The organism is Paenibacillus intestini, assembly GCF_030803945.1.
In the GTDB taxonomy this organism is placed as follows: Bacteria; Bacillota; Bacilli; order Paenibacillales; family Paenibacillaceae; genus Paenibacillus; species Paenibacillus polysaccharolyticus.
The window spans coordinates 1-13,443 of the sequence record NZ_JAURUN010000006.1 but is presented as its reverse complement, the minus strand read 5'-3'; the positions used below and the strand labels follow the sequence as shown (position 1 = coordinate 13,443).

General features: G+C 42.0%; 10 protein-coding genes, 5 tRNA genes and 2 pseudogenes. 11 read left to right on the top strand and 6 right to left on the bottom strand.

The genetic code is table 11. From position 1 onward, the window contains the following. Positions 1 to 87: 87 nt before the first annotated feature. Complete coding sequence (locus tag J2T16_RS16825) at positions 88 to 2,304, top strand: Tex family protein (RefSeq protein WP_499018815.1); 2,217 nt, start codon at positions 88 to 90, stop codon at positions 2,302 to 2,304. 156 nt (positions 2,305 to 2,460) lie between these two features. Here J2T16_RS16825 and cmpA read toward each other — a convergent pair whose 3' ends face one another. Together cmpA and J2T16_RS16815 are read right to left on the bottom strand one after the other, a co-directional pair. Then, positions 2,461 to 2,604, bottom strand: a complete 144-nt coding sequence (gene cmpA, locus J2T16_RS16820; protein ID WP_221787894.1) for a cortex morphogenetic protein CmpA — start codon at positions 2,602 to 2,604, stop codon at positions 2,461 to 2,463. Between the two features lie 273 nt (positions 2,605 to 2,877). Then, complete coding sequence (locus tag J2T16_RS16815) at positions 2,878 to 3,234, bottom strand: hydrolase/acyltransferase (RefSeq protein WP_090918133.1); 357 nt, start codon at positions 3,232 to 3,234, stop codon at positions 2,878 to 2,880. Positions 3,235 to 3,353: 119 nt separating this feature from the next. On the opposite strand from J2T16_RS16815, the gene J2T16_RS16810 reads away from it, so the two are divergent. The 3 genes from J2T16_RS16810 to J2T16_RS16800 all read left to right on the top strand — a co-directional run bounded on the left by J2T16_RS16810 (position 3,354) and on the right by J2T16_RS16800 (position 4,080). Then, entirely contained in the window at positions 3,354 to 3,815 is a 462-nt protein-coding gene (locus J2T16_RS16810; RefSeq protein WP_221787934.1) for a SprT family protein, read from the top strand. Positions 3,816 to 3,909: 94 nt separating this feature from the next. Then, positions 3,910 to 3,985: transfer RNA gene (locus tag J2T16_RS16805), tRNA-Asn, on the top strand. Between the two features lie 6 nt (positions 3,986 to 3,991). Next, positions 3,992 to 4,080 (top strand) — tRNA-Ser (locus tag J2T16_RS16800). A 200-nt stretch (positions 4,081 to 4,280) separates the two neighbouring features. Here the strand turns inward: J2T16_RS16800 and J2T16_RS16795 are convergent. Then, positions 4,281 to 4,979 (bottom strand): ArsR/SmtB family transcription factor, encoded by a 699-nt coding sequence (locus J2T16_RS16795; protein WP_499018814.1) that lies wholly within the window; start codon positions 4,977 to 4,979, stop codon positions 4,281 to 4,283. Between the two features lie 127 nt (positions 4,980 to 5,106). On the opposite strand from J2T16_RS16795, the gene J2T16_RS16790 reads away from it, so the two are divergent. Next, positions 5,107 to 5,703, top strand: coding sequence for a flavin reductase family protein (locus tag J2T16_RS16790; protein WP_499018974.1), 597 nt, complete (start codon positions 5,107 to 5,109; stop codon positions 5,701 to 5,703). 182 nt (positions 5,704 to 5,885) lie between these two features. Here the strand turns inward: J2T16_RS16790 and J2T16_RS16785 are convergent, their stop codons facing one another. Both J2T16_RS16785 and J2T16_RS16780 read right to left on the bottom strand, forming a co-directional pair. Next, positions 5,886 to 6,779, bottom strand: a complete 894-nt coding sequence (locus tag J2T16_RS16785) for a Cof-type HAD-IIB family hydrolase (RefSeq protein ID WP_221787898.1) — start codon at positions 6,777 to 6,779, stop codon at positions 5,886 to 5,888. A gap of 4 nt (positions 6,780 to 6,783) precedes the next feature. Beyond that, complete coding sequence (locus J2T16_RS16780) at positions 6,784 to 7,560, bottom strand: DeoR/GlpR family DNA-binding transcription regulator (RefSeq protein ID WP_499018813.1); 777 nt, start codon at positions 7,558 to 7,560, stop codon at positions 6,784 to 6,786. 352 nt (positions 7,561 to 7,912) lie between these two features. Here J2T16_RS16780 and J2T16_RS16775 point away from each other — a divergent pair. From J2T16_RS16775 to J2T16_RS16765, 3 genes are all read left to right on the top strand, one after another. Further along, positions 7,913 to 7,984, top strand: a tRNA-Glu gene (locus J2T16_RS16775). Positions 7,985 to 8,105: 121 nt separating this feature from the next. Continuing rightward, positions 8,106 to 8,181, top strand: a tRNA-Lys gene (locus J2T16_RS16770). A 16-nt stretch (positions 8,182 to 8,197) separates the two neighbouring features. Beyond that, positions 8,198 to 8,280 (top strand) — tRNA-Leu (locus J2T16_RS16765). Between the two features lie 208 nt (positions 8,281 to 8,488). Here the strand turns inward: J2T16_RS16765 and J2T16_RS16760 are convergent. Continuing rightward, positions 8,489 to 8,964: pseudogene (locus tag J2T16_RS16760) on the bottom strand (IS110 family RNA-guided transposase); the annotation flags it as partial. Between the two features lie 87 nt (positions 8,965 to 9,051). On the opposite strand from J2T16_RS16760, the pseudogene J2T16_RS16755 reads away from it, so the two are divergent. From J2T16_RS16755 to J2T16_RS16745, 3 genes and pseudogenes are all read left to right on the top strand, one after another. Continuing rightward, positions 9,052 to 9,180: pseudogene (locus tag J2T16_RS16755) on the top strand (transposase); the annotation flags it as partial. Between the two features lie 1,308 nt (positions 9,181 to 10,488). After that, positions 10,489 to 11,196: a thioesterase II family protein gene (locus J2T16_RS16750; protein WP_221787904.1), complete on the top strand. Its 708-nt coding sequence runs from the start codon at positions 10,489 to 10,491 to the stop codon at positions 11,194 to 11,196. Positions 11,197 to 11,211: 15 nt separating this feature from the next. Continuing rightward, on the top strand, positions 11,212 to 13,443 hold a 2,232-nt coding region (locus J2T16_RS16745; RefSeq protein ID WP_499018812.1), incomplete at its 3' end, for a non-ribosomal peptide synthetase.

Sequence of the window (13,443 nt, the reverse complement as noted above, 5' to 3'; positions counted from 1 at the left end):
TCGGATGATCGACCATACTGTTATTATGCAGCACAGCTGCCCTGAAATGAGTATTATGAACGATTCAGGAAGGAAAGAGGGATTTATTTGTCTGAACAGGAAACGGTTCTGGAACCCAATGAAGAAACATTAAAGGCGGAACGCCAAGAACGAATCATCAAACAGGTAGCCAAGGAACTGTCACTGTCCTTGAAGCAGATTCGCACCACATCGGAGCTTCTGGACGAAGGCAATACGATTCCATTTATCGCCCGCTACCGTAAAGAAATGACTGGAGAACTGGATGAGAACCAGCTGCGGCAGATTGAAGAACGCTTGGTGTATTTGCGCAATCTGGAAGACCGTAAACTGGAAGTTATCCGTATTATAGAGGAACAGGGCAAGCTGACCAAAGAGCTGGAGAAATCCATTAAGCAAGCTGTCAAGTTGCAGGAAGTAGAGGATCTGTACCGTCCTTACCGTCAGAAACGTAAAACGCGTGCCAGTGTAGCCAAGGAAAAAGGTCTGGAGCCGCTCGCCGTATGGATCTGGGAACAGCCGAAACAAGGAGATGCACTTCAGGAGGCTACACGTTATATTAATGCAGAACTCGGGGTGGAGGATGCAGAGTCGGCCCTTCAAGGGGCTAAGGATATTCTCGCTGAAAATATTGCCGATGATGCGGCTATTCGTGCCTGGATTCGCAGATATACATTGGATCACGGCATGCTGACTTCAGAAGCCAAGGATACGGAGCAAGAATCAGTATATGAGAACTATTATATTTACCGCGAATTAGCCAAAAAGATGCCGCCGCACCGCATTCTTGCGATTAACCGCGGGGAACGGGAGGGTATTCTCAAGGTTGGACTAGACGTGCAAGCCGAACCAGCTCATCGCCATATGGAAAGCCAGATTATTCGTGGTGCTTCTGCGGTGCAAGATATTTTGCGTGCCGTCGTCGAAGATGCGTACAAACGTCTGATTGCACCGTCCATTGAACGTGAAGTGCGTGCCGAGTTGACGGAAAAAGGGGAAAATCAGGCGATTTCGGTGTTCTCCGCGAATCTTCGTAACCTGCTGTTACAGCCACCGATTCATGGCAAACGTGTACTGGGTGTCGATCCGGCATACCGGACAGGCTGTAAACTGGCAGTTGTCGATGATACAGGGAAATTGCTCGAAGTAGCTGTAACTTACCCGACACCTCCGCATAACAAGAAGCGTGAAGCGGCTGAAGTGTTCCATCGGATGATTAAGCAGTACGATATTGGATTGATCGTTATTGGTAACGGGACAGGGTCGCGTGAGACAGAGCAGTTTGTAGCCGAGATCATTCAAGAGAATGGCGATGACAGTCTGGTTTACCTGATTGTGAACGAGGCTGGTGCAAGTGTGTACTCTGCATCCAAGCTTGCCCAAGAGGAATTCCCGGATCTGGATGTTGCCGAGCGTAGCGCGGCTTCTATTGCTCGCCGGGTACAAGACCCGCTGGCTGAACTCGTTAAAATTGATCCAAAAGCGATCGGCGTCGGCCAATACCAGCATGATGTATCCCAGAAGGTTCTGGAAGAGAGCTTGAAGGCTGTTGTAGAATCCGCAGTTAACCATGTTGGCGTGGATGTTAATACGGCTTCACCTTCCTTATTGTCTTATGTTGCTGGTGTTAATGCAACGATTGCCAAAAACATTGTCAAATATCGTGAAGAGAACGGCCGTTTCACAAGTCGTCGCCAGTTGCAGAAAGTGCCCCGTTTGGGCGCAAAAACATATGAACAATGCGTAGGCTTCATGCGTATCTCTGAAGGAGAGAATCCACTGGATCGTACGCCAATTCACCCTGAATCGTATAAGGTGGTTGATCAGCTCTTCAAAGAGCTTCAGGTCGAGCTGGACAAACTCGGAAGCAAAGAACTGTCTGTACTTCTGTCCGAACAGCAGACAGAACAGTTGGCTGTTAAACTGAATGTCGGCGTGCCTACACTACGCGACATTCTGGACAGTTTACAGCGCCCGGGTCGTGACCCTCGTGAAGAGATGCCGCTGCCGATTTTCCGCACCGATGTACTCAAGATTGAAGATCTGGTGGAAGGTATGGAACTGCAAGGTACCGTTCGAAATGTCATTGATTTTGGTGCCTTCGTTGACATCGGCATCAAAAGTGATGGGCTTGTCCATATCTCTCAATTGAGTAACGGGTACGTTAAACATCCGATGGATGTTGTTTCCGTTGGTGATAATGTGACCGTCTGGGTGATGAATGTAGATACGAAAAAAGGTCGTGTTGGCCTGACGATGAAAAAACCTGCATCTGCAAATTCGTGATTAATTATCGCGTTTTGGCATCATGATGTGATGTCAAACTAAACGTCTGTAAACGTATAATGGGACAGCCTTCCGCATTGGGAAGGCTGTTTGCTGTTAAGTATTATCCTTTTTGGTGCAATGGTATGGATAGGTATGGTGTTTGGTGTACAAGGCTTAGATTTCGTTCTCGATGTTGCGCTGTGAACTGCTGGCAGGTTTGTTGCGATAGAAATACCAGCATTCGTTCAGTAACTTGATTTGACGACTGTCCTTTTTGTGGAACGCCCGCATGAGTTGGTTGCAGAGCCATTGAGGCAAAGGAATCTCCTCCTTTTGCATAATTCATCTGTACGTTAGCATATGTGGCAATAGCCTGGACTGTGCGGGATAACTCCATGTCAATTAAAAATGATCATAATCTGTTGAACCAGAACGAAAAAAAGCACATTTCCCTGTGCGGGAAGTGCGCCTTTTGCATTGTATTGAGTTTTGCCAATCAAAAGAGAAGGATTACAATATTGCGGTAAAGTAATGGTTGAGGAATGCTCATACATCTGGTTTTAAACAGAAATAATTTCCCTATGAAATGTATCAGAACGACTCCATCTCTTCTTCATACCATTGTTCCAATTGGGCTTGTAGTGCCCGGATCTCGGTAAGCAGGGAAATCAAAGGATAATTGCTTTCACGCAGGGCAGCAAAACGCTCTTCAAGGGCATTGATATAATCAAGCCCGCCGATGATGGACAAGTTTTCGTTTAACAGATCGAGATGATCACATTCGGCAATAGCCCAGGGTAGAACGGGTACATCTGTTGCCGTGAGTTTGTCGATTTCCTTGTGCAGACGCAGATTAAGCGCACTGAGTTGATAAGCATAATCCGCGGGCATTTCAACAAACTGTAATTGTTGCTCCTGCTGCAGGATGACATAGCGCATTGTAGGCATAACGAGTATTAATCTCCCCTCATACATTCTACTTGACAGTGTAGCCTACGAAACGGTTAAAATTCAAGTATTGTACGGGAAAAACAGTGTGCTCGGGCGGGTGGAGAGAGAGGAGAATGATGGAAAATAAGGAATTACAACAATGGATTGAACAGATTTCTCTGGAACATTTCGGAGTTCCGTTTACTCATGAAGCGATATTTAACCGTCGTCTGACGACAACGGGTGGAAGGTATATGCTCAAAAGTCATCGGATCGAGATAAATCCACATCAGCTCGAAGTTTATGGAAAAGACGAGGTTGAGAAAATTATCAAGCACGAACTGTGCCACTATCATCTGCATATTCGAGGGCGGGGATACCAGCATAGGGACCCGGAATTCAAGGCACTTTTGCAAAAAGTAGGTGGTTCAAGGTTCTGTCAGTCTCTCCCCGGAGACAAGGGCAGAAAACCGCTACCGTATCGGTACAAGCTGGTATGCAAGAGTTGCGGGATGGAGTATTTACGTAAACGGAAAATAGATCCCAAGCGTTATCGCTGCGGTCGATGTTCAGGCAAACTGACAATTCAAACCATCTGACGAACACTAGGAATAATTTGTTGTAAAAAGGGAGTCAAAGGCAGGTTGACTTGAATTATTAATCATGATAAATTAATGTTATTCAAGTTAATTTTCCCTGATAGCTCAGTTGGTAGAGCACTCGACTGTTAATCGAGTTGTCACAGGTTCGAGTCCTGTTCGGGGAGCCATTTCTTGGAGAGATACCCAAGTGGCTATAAGGGGACCCTCTGCTAAGGGGTTAGACTGCGTAAGCGGTGCGAGGGTTCGAATCCCTCTCTCTCCGTTCTGAATATACTTCTATGCCAGGGATGAGAACCCTAAAGGTTCGTCGGAGCATAAGCTTCGGTAGCGATACATCGCAGTCTCGAGCGAAGTGAGAGTATCCCTCTCTCCGTTCTGATTATACACTTTTAATCCTCTTTACATGAATGAGAAAATTATTCATGTAAAGAGGATTTTTTGGTTTTTTAGCATCTGAGCCGTTTACAGGGAAATACCCAAAAGTTCGTACAAACCTGATTTTCCAGCCTCGGTTACTTCTACGGAGCGACTTCCTGTTTTTTGACGAATCCAATTCAGTTCAAGTAATCGCTGAACGAGCTGTTCACCAAGCAAGCCGGACAGGTGATGACGGCGTTCGCTCCAGTCCAGGCATTTACGAGCGATGGCCCGGCGTGATCCTGGCTTCAATTGCAGCTTAATTCCAAATGAGCTAAACCACTGCGATCCCTCCTCCGTAATTAGATAATCCTTACCTTGCGTTTCTTTAGGTTCAACCAGATAACCTCTCTTGAGCAATGCTTCGCAGAGTAAAACCCCGAGTTTTCCAGCCAGATGCCCGTAACAGGTGCGAGCATAACTTAATTGTTGCAATTGATTGGATTGCTTCAATGAGCGAACCTGTACCGCTGGGGCAATGCTGGCCATTTTCTCAATCAGATCCGCAATGTCCTCGTTCGCAAGACGATAATACCGATGACGACCTTGCTGTTCTACTTCCAATAGTCCTCCCGTTACAAGTTTAGCAAGGTGATTACTTGCGGTCTGTGGACTGACTGCGGCCATATAGGCCAGCTCGCCAGCAGGTAACGCCCTTCCATCCAGCAGAGCGGAGAGAAATATAGAACGGCTTGTATCGGCAATAAGTGAGGCAATAACAGTAATATTCGGATATGCATTCATACTTCGATGATAGTTGAAATAATACTGTATTACAATTGGTTTCAATTCATGAATTGAACAGGAGAGGTATAAGGTGAGCAACGATATGCAGCAGTGTAGCACAAAACAAACTACCCAGTCGGCTCGGATGAATCAGCACGAGACTATTAATTCCAGTATTCTATACTATGGCACCCCTGTGATCATCCTTAGTACTTTAAACGAAGATGGGTCTACGAATCTTTCCCCATTATCGTCTTCTTGGGCGCTGGGGGATTGTCTGGTGCTGGGGATAGGTACACAGGGCAAGGCTTATGAGAATCTCTGTCATTATCCTGAATGTGTTATTAATCTGCCGGATGACTCAATGTGGGGAAAAGTTGAAGCGCTGGGGCGGTTGACGGGAAGCTCTCCCGTGCCAGAAGTTAAAAAACAAATGGGATATACGTTTTGCCAAGATAAATTTAGGGCAGTAGGTCTGACGTCTCAAAGCTCAGTTCAAGTAGCGCCAGATAAAATAGCTGAATGTCCGCTTCAGATTGAAGCGGCTGTACAACATATACGTATCCCGGAGCATACGCCGAATATGGCGGTTGTAGAAGTGAAAGCGGTGAAGGTGCATGCACATTCTCATTTGATTTCAGATTTCAATAAGATTGATCCAAAGCAATGGCATCCGTTGATTTATAATTTCAGGCATTATTACGGACTTGGGGAGAGACAAGGGGAGAATTTTCGGGCATAGAAATAAATGGCTGATGAGATTGAGTAAGAGGGCAAATAAGAGGTCGAGCGAGAGGTTAAGTGAGAGCTGCACTCCTTGGCATGTTACGGAACCCAAAAAACAAGCACAGGCTGGCTCGGTTAAGGAGACTGCTGTGCTTGTTTTCATTTCACTAATGTTACTAACCTTTGAATGGTACTTTATCAGCCTTCCGAGACAATGGTTTCCTCAGGCGCAATCGGTTTGCCTTCTAACAGGCTATGAATCGCATGAGCGACGCCATGCTCCACATTGGTTAGTGTGATTGTTTTAGCCATGGCGCGAATTTCGGGTTCAGCATTGCCCATTGCGATACCTAGCCCAGCCATTTGTAACATGGAAACATCATTAAAGTTATCCCCGATCGCAACTGTGTCTTCCATCGAAATGTTCAAGTGCTCCGCCAGTTTGGAGAGGGCATTGCCTTTGGATACATCCGGGTGTTGCATTTCAAAGTTATGCTCAAAGGAGACTACCATTGCCACATCGGTTCTGGAGGAGAAATATTCACGTCCGCGTTGCACCTTCGCTGGATTCATCGAGAAGGCCATGATGTTATAGATGCAAGCTTCTGCCGGAATTTCAAGATGGTTGTTCACGCGGTGATAGTCTTTTTTGTCGTAGTGTTTTTTGATCGAACGGATCATGCGCTCGATATCTTCACCGGGTTTTGATCCCAGGACACGTTCCAATTCGGCGAGCATCGTCTCATGAGTACTGATTGCAGCGTATATGCCCATCTGAGTTGAAGCTTCATAATAAATGTGCTCATCTTCCAGCCATTGCATGACAGAAGCGGCCGTTTCACGTTCCAGAGGGAGGTGGAATAAGCGTTCTCCATTCTCATCATGAATGGTAGCGCCGTTGGAACCGATAATCGGTGTTTTGATTCCGCCTTGGCGGCTAATCGCCACAACATCTGAATATACGCGTCCGGTCGCAATGGTTACTTTCATGCCAGACTGTTGCGCTTTCTGGATGGCATCGGCATTCTCGCGGCTAATCTGGCTGTCTCTATTCAACAAAGTTCCATCTAAATCGGTAGCAAATAACTTCATATCTTTACAACTCCTTATCTTGTGTGGGTTCAGGGATTAGAATCTCAACCTTTTGTTCGTTTAAAAAATCCAGCCATTCCTGATCCGGCCATTGATCTGTAATTAATACGTCTACCAGCGACCAGTCTGCAAAACGATAACCATAACGTTTGCCCATTTTGGAGTGGTCGGCGAGGATAATTACTTTTTTGGCCGATTTCATCATCTGATGTTTGAACTTGCCTTCCTCTTCAGAAGCACTGAATCCATCCATAGTGAGACCGCCAATGCCTATAAAGGCTTTATCCACATAGTAGTGGGAGAGTGTCTCAATAACCGGTGTACCGTAGACATAACGCTGTTCCTTATCCAATTGGCCTCCTAACAGTCGAATCTGGACTGCTGTGTGCTTGGATAACGAATCAGCAGAGTGAATGGAATTTGTAATTACAGTGCAGGATTTCCCGTTCAGATTCTCCGCGCAGGACTGCACCGTTGTGGAGGAATCCAGGATAATGGTTTCTCCTGAACGAACGAGAGCAGCGGCCAGTTTGCCAATGGCTCTTTTTTCCTCAGATACATACTTCAACCGATCCTGATACGACTTGAACTCTTGTGGGGGAGAAGGGAGGATTGCGCCACCACGTGTACGAATAATGGCTTCCTGCTCTTCGAGTTTAATCAGATCCCGGCGTGCCGTATCTCGTGAGACATCGAATAAAGATACAATCTCTTCAGCCGAGATACGATGATGCTTGCGCAGGTGCTCAATAATGAGTTGCATGCGTTCTTCTTGAAACAAACGTAAAGCCTCCTTATATTCATGGATGACCGTGCGTTGTACTATAGTTTAATTATAAGTAATTATAATGTGATCTGCAATATTGTAAGTGAAAATAAGTTTTCATAAGTTTTTTAATCATTAATTTACATAATTAAAGTACGGTCATGACAAGAATGTGATTTTAGATATAACGAGATAAGGTAAATAAGAAGCGAGATTAGGAGATAAGAAGTCGGCCAATGGGTTGAGAAAATGACCTTTGGATGCGAGCAAAAATTTGGATTTTAAAAGAATATAAAAAAAGTATTGCACTGTTCTGTTTCTCTGTGATATACTCATTCTTGTCGCCAAGAAGACAAATTGTTCATAAGGCCCGTTGGTCAAGGGGTTAAGACACCTCCCTTTCACGGAGGTAACAGGGGTTCGAATCCCCTACGGGTCATAGTATTACCTCATTCTTCACCGTTAAGAGATTCTTCCTTAATAAGGGGGTTTCTTTGAAAGTCACTGCTCTGTAACATCCGATATGAAGCATGGCATAACATCAGGTGAAGGTACATTGAGAGCCATTAGCTCAGTTGGTAGAGCACCTGACTTTTAATCAGGGTGTCGAAGGTTCGAGCCCTTCATGGCTCACCATTTAACAATTTAATATGCGGTCGTGGTGGAATGGCAGACACGCTATCTTGAGGGGGTAGTGGGTGTATACCCGTGGAGGTTCGAGTCCTCTCGACCGCATTATATTTGAACAGAAAAAACCTTGATATCAAGGTTTTTTCTGTTTTTATTATGGCTTTAGCCAGTTGAGTGCGTGAAACGCGCGAAACAAAAACCAGCTAATGTTTGTCAAGCATTTCTGGTTGGATGAGTTCTCTTTTCATGTTATACTTTTTTTCGACCAACACGAATAACCTCCGCGGCTATGGAGGTTTTGGTTAAATATGGATTACTCCTGATAGGGTTGCCCTTTCTGCAAGATGGAGAAAATGTGATGCAACAGCTTGTTTGCGCAGGCGATCACGACGACCTTGTAGGGCTTGCCCTCTTTTCTTTTTTTCTCGTAATATGAACCCATTTTTACATTTTTATTCTTCCTTAATCCACATTGCACAGCCAGATACAGAGAGCGTCTAAGCCTTTTGGAGCCTCGTTTCGTTATTTGTGTACTTGTCGCCGTCAACTTCCTTGAACTGAAAATCCCGGGTCAAGGCCTGCAAACGCCACAAGTTGCTTCGCATCGTTAAATTGCCTGATATCCCCTATTTCAGCTATGATCGCTGCTGCCAGTTTCGTTCCAATTCCCGGTATGGTCTTCACCAATTCAACCTCTGGCAAACTTGCCGCCATTTCTTCGACTTGCTGTTCGAGCTCATTCAGTTGCTCAATCATCGTCAGTAATAACCTGACCATTCCTAGCAGTGCTTTGCTCTGAGACGAGCTATGTCAACTTTCTTTCCATTCACTCAGCATGACCTCCAGTTTTTTGTTTTTCTCAATCGCCCACTGTTTGAGCATGCCCAGCTCAAGTATAAATACGGAAATTGAAAATTTTGGGCTGAAGGATACTATATAAGCACATTTGGTCTAAATGAAGCAACAGTAAGAAAGTATATTCGTGAGCAAGAAGCACATGATTAAGCGGTGGATAAGCTAAGTGTAAAAGAATACGAAGATCCATTCAGCAGTAATCGAAGACACTGAGCCTGAACAGCCCTGCTGTCAGGCTAGCGTCTATAGGGCAGTTTGGTAACTAGTAACCATTGCACTTCGGATTTAAGTTGTTCATCGGGATGTGAATTAGGAATTAGAGCGAAAGAATAAGTACTTAAAGCGTATCAATCTTCACATTTGAAAACTCTTAGAATGGCTAAAGAGACGAAAGGATATTGGATATGTCTATTTGGATCAAGACTTCGTATACAAACCCCGATTTCTATTACAATTATTATCGAGAGCATTAGGATTTGAGAACCCTCCGTCTGTATATCGCTGATACAAATTCTGACAAGTTATATGAAAAGGGAAGTCTACAAGGTAAAGTTAATTACCTGCGAGAAAAAAAGTTGATAAATCACATTTATGTTATTTATATCCACTTATATATTTATAATAGTTTTTAGACATTATTAATTAAAAATGTTTGTCAGGTTTTTTTTTTGCGGACAAATCAAGCGAAAAAATAGCTGAGCAGAAAAATTATAAAAAACAATTCATGGAATTTTTAGGATTTAGGAGATGTTAGACTTTATATTAAAATTGTAATATAATAGGATTTTTTTGAAAATTTATGTTCAATATACAGGGATAATATGTTATTGTTGTAACTACAAGTATAGTAACGAAAACATTGGAGGTCGTTTTTTACATAATATATTACTAATGTTATTGTTAGTGAACAAAGTTAAATTAATGAAATTGATTCGAACTGAAGAAGGACAGAATTTTATGAATGTAATTTCTTGAATTTCAATTAGATCTGTTATCAGCTGAATTATTCTCTAATATTAGTTGGTATGGTCGTTTTTGCTGTTTCAGATAAAAATGTAAGGATAAATGCTTAGAAAAATTATTAAAATTGATATGAAAATTGCTAAATATTCCTACAAAAATTCAAGTATAAGAAAATTACTGATATAAAGTTAATAACACCACAATATTGGAATTTTTAATTTATGAGAAAAGTGAAACTTTTCTTTTCTTTAATTTGAATTTTTTAGTTACTTACTTTTTTCGCTAATTACGTCTTTTCAATATGCGCTTACAGTGATCTTTCTATGAGCTGTATAACAAAATTAACATGTTTACATTAATGATAGTTTGATGATAAACCGAGCTTTCTTGTTGTCTAGGAAATTGAAAAATGGTTTGTCAATTGATTTGTTGAAGAAGCTGTGAATTTCGTATTTTTTATCGAATTCAGATGAATAAATCATAAGGCGGTGCCCGATGAAATTGTTTTGTTTACCTTGCGCTGGGGGATCATCACATTCCTTATATGCCAATTGGGTACATGAATTTAAATCGTTCCATGTTATTCCGGTAGAGCTTCCTGGAAGGGGATCGCGATTCAATGAAACTCTCCTTCTAACCATCGAAGAGATGGCAAAAGAAGTAGAGAAAAAAATTCAAGATAATTTAAAACCAGGGGAACACTTCGCAATATTCGGCCATAGCATGGGAGGTCTTTTAGCCTATGAATTAGGTTTGAGATTTAAGGATAGTTTATATATACTCTCGCATATTTTTCTCTCCGCGTACAAACCACCTCACTTTGTGAGAGAGGAGAATTGTCATGAATTCTCAGATGAAAGATTAGTTGAATATATTATTAAATTAGGGGGTACTCCTGACCACTTCTTTGACAACGAAGAAGTTCGGAAGTTGTTTTTGCCTATTTTTAGAGCGGATTTTACTGCGGTCGAAACCTATGTAAGCTCGGCGGAACCTAAGAGGCTATCTATGGATGTAACGATATTGGCAGGTAAGGATGATAAAATTTCACTAGAAGAATTGAAGTGTTGGGAAATTTATTCAAATAATCCTATAAAAATTCATATATTTGAAGGCGGGCATTTTTATCTGAATGATCAAAGAGAATGCCTGTATAACATCCTGTGTCAATCCTTAAAGTATAATCACGAGAATTTTAGGTAGAGGAGTTAATCAGAAATGGAGAAACCTCAAAATTTAATTGATTTAATACAAACTTATAATGAAGACGAGCGAGGAAAAGAAAAAGGCATAACGTTTATACAGTCCAAAGATCGCGAAACTAAAACTACATACGGTGAATTATATAGAAGTAGCTTATCTTATTTGTATTGTCTACAATCACGGGGCTTACGTAGTGGAGACCGAGTGATTCTTCAAATTGAAAATAATGAATCTTTTCTTAAATTGTTTTGGGCTTGCATCTTAGGCGGGATTATTCCAGTCCCCCTATCAGTTGGATTTAATGAAGAAAACTATACTAAATTGAAAAATATTTGGACAGTTCTGAATGGTGCTTACTTACTAACTGATAAATTCGTTTTTGATAAATATTTACACTTTTATGAGAGTCATACAGAATTTCAGCCATACCAAGATTGGCATTTAAAAACTTTTCTATTTGAAGACTTCAAATTGGAACTTCATAACAAAGGCGTAATTGCTAAAATAGTGCCTGAAGATACAGCTTTTATTCAATTTTCATCAGGCTCAACGGGTGAGCCAAAGGGTGTGATTCTAAGCCATCAAAATATTATGTGTAATTTGTCGGCAATGGAATGTCTAGCTTTCACTTCTTCGGATTCATTCATTAGCTGGATGCCTTTGACCCATGATATGGGTATTATCTTAAATCACCTCTGTCCTTTATTTAACAGCATTGATCAGTTTTTGATTCCGACTTCATTATTCATAAGACGACCGACGTTATGGCTAGATAAAACAAGTAAACATCAAATCAGTTTTTTGTCTAGCCCGAATTTTGGTATGAAATATGTTCTTGATATGTTTCATTCCAACAAGAGTAGAGACTGGGATCTTTCTTCTATAAGAATACTAGCTACTGGTGCAGAACCTATAGACTATCAATTAGGTGTTAGGTTCGCAGAAGAAATGAGTAGATTTGGATTTGATGCTAATGCGTTGCTCGCTTGTTATGGCCTTGCCGAGGGTACTGTAGGTGTAAGTACTCAAAGACCTGGAGAAGGATTAAGGCTCGTTTCTTTAGATCGGCGATTTTTAGAAATAGGAGATAGAGTAAAGATCGTTAATCAAGAAGTTCCAAACGCTATAGATTTTGTCGAATGTGGTGTTCCGATAAAAGACTGTCACGTTCGTATTTGTGATGAGCACAATAAGGTACTATCAGAACTTCATATTGGATATATTCAAATTCGTGGTGGGAATGTCACAAAGGGCTATTATAACAATGAATCAGACACGCAGGATCTATTTACCGAGGATGGCTGGTTGCTTACTGGAGATTTAGGATACTTAGATGACAAAAAAATGATTGTTACTGGTAGGGCAAAAGAAATAATTATTATTAATGGTCAAAATTATTATCCGCGTGACATTGAGCGAGTAGCTGAAGAAGTAGAGGGGATCGATCTCGGGAAGATTGTAGCATGTTCTGTGCAGAGCCGGGAGGGTGCAGGAGAAAGTTTGGCTCTTTTTGTCTTATTTAAAGAGTCCCTAGAATTGTTTGTGCCTCTGATGGATAGTTTGAAAGCGAATATAATCCAAAAAATAGGTGTTGATCCCTCTTATATAATTCCGATAAGAAAGATTCCTAAAACAACAAGTGGGAAAATTCAACGATACCGGTTAGCAAAGCGATTTAATGAAAATCAATTTGATAAAACTGTGCAGGAATTGAAAGACTTTGATCGGTTGCCAAAAGTGAAGCTTGATTATGATCAAATTGCCGAAAAAGTCAGATTTCTATGGACAAGCATTCTGGGTGTTGAGATTCCTTCGACTGAAAAACTTTCTTTCTTTGAGCTAGGTGGAAATTCCATTCAATATATGTCACTTTTTCATCGTGTTCAGGAATGTTTTATGATTCAGCTTTCACTATCCGAGTTTCTTGAATCAACTGAGTTATCGGAGCAAGCTACATTAATAGAGTCCAAAATTGGGTTTGCAGAACAGCTTACTCCTATTCCCGTATTAAAACACTCGGAGAGTGTCAACTTGCTCACTTCAGCACAAATGAGAATCTTTGTTCTTCATGAAACACTACAGAGATCGGAAGCTTATAATTTGCCACTATCTCTTAGTATAGAAGGAACACCTGACCGAAGACGTGTTGAGGACGCCTTGCAACACCTGGTTGCCCGCCATGAGGTACTGCGAACTTCGTTTGAATGGGAGGGGGACGTACCGGTACAGCGGGTACAGGCCGACCTT

Excerpts from the sequence above, each read along its gene's own strand:
- J2T16_RS16815 (WP_090918133.1), bottom strand. The coding sequence starts at position 3,234 with ATGCCTACAATGCGCTATGTCATCCTGCAGCAGGAGCAACAATTACAG.
- J2T16_RS16750 (WP_221787904.1), top strand. The coding sequence starts at position 10,489 with ATGAAATTGTTTTGTTTACCTTGCGCTGGGGGATCATCACATTCCTTA.
- J2T16_RS16790 (WP_499018974.1), top strand. The coding sequence starts at position 5,107 with ATGAATCAGCACGAGACTATTAATTCCAGTATTCTATACTATGGCACC.
- J2T16_RS16810 (WP_221787934.1), top strand. The coding sequence starts at position 3,354 with ATGGAAAATAAGGAATTACAACAATGGATTGAACAGATTTCTCTGGAA.
- J2T16_RS16785 (WP_221787898.1), bottom strand. The coding sequence starts at position 6,779 with ATGAAGTTATTTGCTACCGATTTAGATGGAACTTTGTTGAATAGAGAC.
- J2T16_RS16795 (WP_499018814.1), bottom strand. The coding sequence starts at position 4,979 with ATGAATGCATATCCGAATATTACTGTTATTGCCTCACTTATTGCCGAT.